The organism is Mycobacterium sp. NGS66 (assembly GCF_059812225.1).
The window spans coordinates 1-263 of the sequence record NZ_JCALCG010000051.1; the positions used below are offsets into that span (position 1 = coordinate 1).

General features: G+C 71.5%; 1 protein-coding gene. It reads right to left on the minus strand.

Features of this window, described 5'->3' with window-relative positions:
• Positions 1 to 263, minus strand: a 263-nt coding sequence (locus AC5Y2L_RS28615) for a PPE domain-containing protein (protein ID WP_499940109.1), incomplete at both ends; no start/stop codon positions are given.

Genomic DNA, 263 nt, shown 5'->3' on the forward strand with positions numbered 1-263 from the left:
ACCGTCGAGGCGGTGTTTCCCGCCGGCGTGGCGGTGGCCTGGTTGACGGCCGCGGCCTGGGCGGCGAGTGCGTCGGCGGCGACGGTGTTCGGTGGCGGGACGAACGGACTGAGCACCGAGGCGCTCGCCGAGGAGGCGGCATAGCCATACATCGCGGCGGCGTCTTGGGCCCACATCTCGGCGTAGTGGGCCTCGGTGGCCGCGATCGCCGCGGTGTTCTGGCCGAAGAAGTTGGTGGCGATCAACGCCATCAGCAAGGCGCG